This is a genomic window from Acinetobacter sp. YH16053, from assembly GCF_013417035.1.
GTDB classification, from domain to species: Bacteria; Pseudomonadota; Gammaproteobacteria; order Pseudomonadales; family Moraxellaceae; genus Acinetobacter; species Acinetobacter towneri.
In genome coordinates this window covers 1-5,559 of sequence record NZ_VPEP01000048.1, presented here as the reverse complement: position 1 = coordinate 5,559, position 5,559 = coordinate 1, and the positions used below count along the sequence as shown (strand labels likewise).

The 5,559-nt window shown below is 35.3% G+C and carries 5 protein-coding genes; 3 read left to right on the top strand and 2 right to left on the bottom strand.

Features of this window, described 5'->3' with window-relative positions:
- Positions 1 to 404 precede the first annotated feature (404 nt).
- Together FTV43_RS14330 and FTV43_RS14325 are read left to right on the top strand one after the other, a co-directional pair.
- A complete protein-coding gene (locus tag FTV43_RS14330) occupies positions 405 to 914 on the top strand; it encodes a hypothetical protein (RefSeq protein ID WP_046206310.1) in 510 nt (169 codons plus the stop codon).
- A 27-nt stretch (positions 915 to 941) separates the two neighbouring features.
- Positions 942 to 1,277, top strand: a complete 336-nt coding sequence (locus tag FTV43_RS14325) for a hypothetical protein (protein WP_075175697.1) — start codon at positions 942 to 944, stop codon at positions 1,275 to 1,277.
- A 112-nt stretch (positions 1,278 to 1,389) separates the two neighbouring features.
- Here FTV43_RS14325 and FTV43_RS14320 read toward each other — a convergent pair whose 3' ends face one another.
- Positions 1,390 to 2,595: an IS256 family transposase gene (locus FTV43_RS14320; protein WP_179995764.1), complete on the bottom strand. Its 1,206-nt coding sequence runs from the start codon at positions 2,593 to 2,595 to the stop codon at positions 1,390 to 1,392.
- Positions 2,596 to 2,778: 183 nt separating this feature from the next.
- Positions 2,779 to 3,153: a hypothetical protein gene (locus FTV43_RS14315; RefSeq protein WP_046206308.1), complete on the bottom strand. Its 375-nt coding sequence runs from the start codon at positions 3,151 to 3,153 to the stop codon at positions 2,779 to 2,781.
- Between the two features lie 1,265 nt (positions 3,154 to 4,418).
- Between FTV43_RS14315 and repM the strand changes: the two genes are divergently transcribed.
- On the top strand, positions 4,419 to 5,342 hold the full coding sequence (repM, locus tag FTV43_RS14310; protein WP_005021644.1) for a replication initiation protein RepM: 924 nt from the start codon (positions 4,419 to 4,421) through the stop codon (positions 5,340 to 5,342).
- Positions 5,343 to 5,559: the final 217 nt, after the last annotated feature.

The following is a 5,559-nucleotide window of genomic DNA, read 5'->3' as shown; positions in this document are numbered from 1 at the left end:
TAAAAAATCACTTATCTATTTAAAGATTATTTGTGGTTTTGTATTTAACATAAAATCTCTTATGCGAAATCTCAGGCAAAAATCCCAACCGAGGGTTGGGAGAGATAAAAATTGACCCTAAATCACGTGGCTAGATAGGTCATAATTATTTTATTAACTTTCCGCCTTGCTTAAGAACAATATATAAAAAATCTAAAATACATAAAACTGATAACACTAAGAATAATGATCGACTTACCAGATAGCCAATTTGTTATAAACATATAATCTAGAGATTGAAATAAAATAATAGTGTTTTTTTTCATTACTTTAGCTATACAAATCTGGTTTTTTATGTCCTTAGACATACTTGAAAAATACTCTATTCTTATGACCTTTTAAAATATAATTTGTCTGAGCAAATCATGAAAATATTTTTCCTTACTTTAGTTGCTTTAGCTTTAACAGCATGTTCCAAACCTCATGATAAATATGTTGGTTACTGGCAACTTGAAGATACAAAATATCCAAAAGTTTTAGAAATCTATAAAGAGGGCAAAGAAACTTACATCGTAAATGAGAATATTCTTTCAGAAACTGATTGGTTTGGAAATAAAAAATCAGGAACGGTTTTAGAGAAGAAAGAAAAAGAACTTGGTGTGAATAACGGTTTAGCAGTTATCACATTCAACTTATCTGATGATGGAAAAACACTGCGAATTAGTAATCAACGCTATACCAAAATTAGTGAAGATGATGCAAAACAGATGATCACACATAAGAAAAACTGCGAAAGCTTAAGATTGAAATATAGAGAGGAAGCTAAAGCATTCAATATTTTTGCGCGAGATGCTCAAAAAGTCGAACAGGATAAAATTAAAGATAACTATCGAGAGCTCCAGAAAGAAATTCCTAATTGTAGTTTTGGAATCTAACTTATTTAAATATATTTAGGAAAATTTATGAAAAATTTCAAATTATTACCATTGTTATTTGCATCTCTTTTTGTAGGATGCGGCACAGTCGGAAATATGGTCATCCAGGATCAAACTTTAGAACAAAAGGCAGCCTTTGCTTTAAATACAACTTCAGACAAAGTGGCCATATCAAATAGACAAGGATCTATTGATGGCACGATAAACTTTGTAGCCACTGTAGGAAAAAAATCACATCAATGTTATATCACAACAGTTGGAGGAGCTATTAGTTCCCAGGCAGTTTGTTCGGGTTCTAACTCTGTAAAACAAAGTAGTGATAAGCAATGTAATGCTCTATTGAAAGCAGCAGGCCGCTGTTAATTTTTATGCAAAAGCTCAGGTTAATCCAGAGCTTTCTGTTCAATCTTATCATTGGCAGAGAACATACCTGGATTTGTAGAGAGCGTTCAAAATTCTGTGTCAGCCGAATTGGCTAGAGTTTAATTATATCATCGAGCCTGCCTTCAAAGTAAATCGATAACTGTGTGATGGTTTGCCCCCAGTTTGTCACCGGCATTGTCCATTTTTCAGAAGCCTGTTGAATGCCAATATACAGCAATTTCAGCAGGCTATTTTCATTCGGGAAAGCCCCCTTGGTTTTGGTCAGTTTTCTGAATTGGCGATGTACTGCTTCAACCGCATTGGTGGTATAAATTGGCTTCCTAACCGCTTTCGGATATTTGAAATAGGCACTGAGTAAATGCCATTTTTCACGCCATGAACGAATGACTTTCTCGTATTTATCCCCCCATTTGGCTTCCAGCTCATCTCGCGCCATTTCAGCTGCCTGCTTGGTATCTGCTCGGTAAACAGGCTTCAGATCAGCCATAAAGGCTTTTTGATCCTTACTGGCCACATAACGCAAGCTATTGCGGATTTGGTGAATAATACATAACTGCACTTCTGTCTGCGGAAATATCGCAGCAATTGCTTCAGGGAAGCCTTTAAGCCCATCAACGCAGGCGATCAGAATGTCTTGTATGCCACGGTTCTGCAAATCTGTGAGTACGCTGAGCCAATAATTAGCACCTGCACTTTCTGATAGGTAAAGACCCAGCAGTTCTTTATGGCCTTCGGTATTTAATCCCAGCACGGTATAAACGGCTTTGTTGACATAACGGCCTTCATCCTTGATCTTGTAATGGATGGCATCGAGCCACACAAAGGGATATACGGCATCAAGCGGCCTCTGTTGCCAGGCACGTAATTCGGGGATTAGCTTGTCTGTAATATTGGTAATGGCACCCTCGGAAATATCCAGTGCATACATATCGGCAATATGTTTTTGAATATCACGGTAGCTCATGCCGAGCGCAAACAGTGAGATGACTTTACTGTCGATCTCTTCAGAGAGTTTGGTTTGATTTTTCTTGACGAGTTGAGGCTCAAAATCACCAGTGCGATCACGAGGTGTTTCCAGTTCAAATGAACCGGAGGATGATTTTACGGTCTTGCGAGAGTAACCATTCCTGCGATTGGATGGTTTAGGATTTTCTTCCAGATAGTTTTCAATTTCAGCATTTAAAGCCGCTTCTGTCAGCTGTTTGATTAGTGGTGTCAGGATACCGTTTTCACCAGTGAGGGGTTGTCCTGACTGTAATTGTTTTAAAGCTGCTTCGAAATCAAAGTTGTTTGCCATGATGTGTCATTTCCTGTTTGATTCAGTTTATTGAAATGACACAGATTTTTGAACACTACCGATTTGTAAGCCTGATATTTTCCTGACAACTTTCACACAGCATCAACCCGGCAAAAAGCTGTACATTCTGTCCATTTCCACAAAGCGTACATGGTTTTAAAAGTTGAATAATATTGTCCAAAATTAAGATTCCTTAGAAGAAAAGTTTTGTTCCGCATAATTAGCGGCCTTAGCTTGCATACTTCTAATTTCGTCTTTAGAAGCACCATTTTTCATTAATAACCATAAAAGCATCATGTATGTACTACTAAAATCCTCATAGTATTTTTCAGAAAAATTATTATCTTCCTCAAAATCATCTATTCGCTTTTCTAATCGATTCACCAGATCCTCAATACGATCGGCTTGCTGTTTAACAGCAATAGATTGAAAATCATTAGTCAAAATTTTACTGAACAATTTACTGGTTCTGATTCCTTCTGAATTAGCCAATTGATCGTAGAATTCTGCTACTTGTGGATCTAGTCTGACTGCATAAGTTTTGACTTTTTCGCCCATAAATTACATCTCTTATAAAAATTAGAGTTTGTACAAAATTAAATCTAGATAATTCAATAATTTAAATCAAAAGAATAAATAAATTACGTACAAACCTATTTGTACAGAATTAATTTATTATAAAACAAAAACTTATTTAAATATAATGCTTTTTTTTATGTACAACTATGAGTACATATTTTTTATTAGATTTATCAATATCTTATCTAAAAAAAGTGTTGTTTTGATGTACAAGTATGAGCACAGCATAAAAAATAGATAATTCAATCACTTATTCTAAAAAAAGACCATTTTTCTGTACACGTTTCTGAGACCCTAAAAAATCGCTGAAATCCTTATCCTGTAAGGCTTTGAGGGTTGTCATCGTTAGATGCGTGGTGTGTGACAAAAAAATCCCGGCGTGTGCCGGATCCTGGATTAGAAAATTGGCTAAAGTGACGTAGGGCCGGTGCTTGGTTTTGCATGGAAAAAAGTATTTATTTCTTGGTTTAGAAAAACGTAAAAAAATCAATTTTTTTGTCCCTTCATCCAGGTTAAAAATTTCAACCCAAAACTTTAATTATGAAAAGCTTCACAGAAAGCGTTCAAATGCGATTTAAGAGCCTTTACCTAAAAAACATAGATCTCATAGTGAAAAACAGAAAACAGCTCAAAAAACGCAAATGAGAGCGAAATAAAGAGGTATTTTGACTTTAGATAGATGCATAGAGCGAGTGTCTACGAGCGAACTATCAAAATTTGCGCCTAGACCCTCTGAAAAACATTTTTTTGTCCTCTTTAGCCTAAGAAAGCGTAAGTTTCATGCAGAAATTTGCTCCTGGATCGAGCGTAGCGAGTAAAAAAGTTTTATGAGCGAAGCGAATTCCGAGTTGCTTTTGCTTTTTCTTAAAGTCACGCAAGTATTAACCAAAAAATTGCCCCAACGAACTGAGCGAAAGCGAAGTTCAATAGAGTTTGAGCGAAGCGAAAACCAAGGGCAATTTTTCATTCCCTGGGCTTTTAATTATTTTTAATCTTTTAAATGCTTTTAGGTAAGCTCAAAGCTTTGTAAATAAAGGCTTCTAGACCTCATATGACTACGTTTACCTACCAATATGACTACGTTTACCTACCAATATGACTACGTTTACCTACCAATATGACTACGTTTACCTACCAATAATCTACATTATTTTTTTTGTAGATTTAACTACGTTTACCTTGCATTAATCTACATATTTATTATTATAGATTTATATTCATAAGTAATAATGTAGACAAATAAAATGCGGGACTTAGTAGTTAAAGATAATGCCTTAATTAATGCGAGTTATAACTTAGACTTAGTAGAACAGCGTTTGATCTTATTAGCTATCGTCGAAGCAAGAGATAGTGGTCGAGGAATCAATGCAAATGACCCCTTAGAAGTGCATGCTGAGAGTTATGTAAATCAATTTAATGTTGCAAGACAAACAGCTTACCAAGCGTTAAAAGATGCTTGTAAGGATCTATTTGTACGTCAATTTAGCTATCAAGAAATTAATAAAAGAGGAAATGTAGAGAATGTTTTAAGTCGTTGGGTCAGCGAAATTAGATATATCGACGATGAAGCTACAGTAAAGTTAATATTTGCCCCTGCAATCGTGCCACTTATTACACGTTTAGAAGAACAATTTACTAAATATGAGTTACAACAGATTAGTAATCTCAGCAGTGCTTATGCTGTGCGGTTGTATGAATTATTAATTGCTTGGCGTAGTACGGGTCAAACTCCAATTATCGAACTAGCAGAGTTCAGACAAAAAATAGGCGTTCTTGATGATGAATATACAAGAATGGGAAATTTTAAAGATCGAGTATTAAATCTAGCTATTGCCCAAATTAATGAACACACCGATATTAACGTCCAATGTCAGCAACATAAAAAGGGACGTAATATTTCTGGTTTTTCATTCAACTTTAAACTGAAAAAAGTCGTTATAGCTCATAATAAAGAGCAAACTGCTCTTGAGATTTTCTCAAAATTTACCGATGCACAGCGTCATCTTTTTGCCAGTAAACTGTCTGAGCTTCCAGAGATGAATAAATATTCTCAAGGTACTGAAAGCTACTCACAATTTGCAGTTCGAATTTCTGAAATGCTACGAGATCCACAAAAATTTGAAGAACTACTCCCATATCTAAAAAAAGTAGGCTTTAATACAAAATAAACTTCATGTTCAGATTGGATGTTCACATAAACATCCTTGTACACGCACTGAGGGATTCCATTGAACACAACAAAATTTAGCGTTATGGACGCAAGTAAAGCCTTTAAAAAATCACGTACAACAATATACGAGGCTTTAAAAAGTGGTGAATTATCAAGAGATCATGATGGACTTATAGACTTATCGGAACTTATTAGAGTTTATGGCAATCCAATCA

Coding starts and splice junctions, on each gene's coding strand:
- FTV43_RS14325 (WP_075175697.1), top strand. CDS start 942: ATGAAAAATTTCAAATTATTACCATTGTTATTTGCATCTCTTTTTGTA.
- FTV43_RS14315 (WP_046206308.1), bottom strand. CDS start 3,153: ATGGGCGAAAAAGTCAAAACTTATGCAGTCAGACTAGATCCACAAGTA.
- FTV43_RS14320 (WP_179995764.1), bottom strand. CDS start 2,595: ATGGCAAACAACTTTGATTTCGAAGCAGCTTTAAAACAATTACAGTCA.
- FTV43_RS14330 (WP_046206310.1), top strand. CDS start 405: ATGAAAATATTTTTCCTTACTTTAGTTGCTTTAGCTTTAACAGCATGT.
- repM (WP_005021644.1), top strand. CDS start 4,419: ATGCGGGACTTAGTAGTTAAAGATAATGCCTTAATTAATGCGAGTTAT.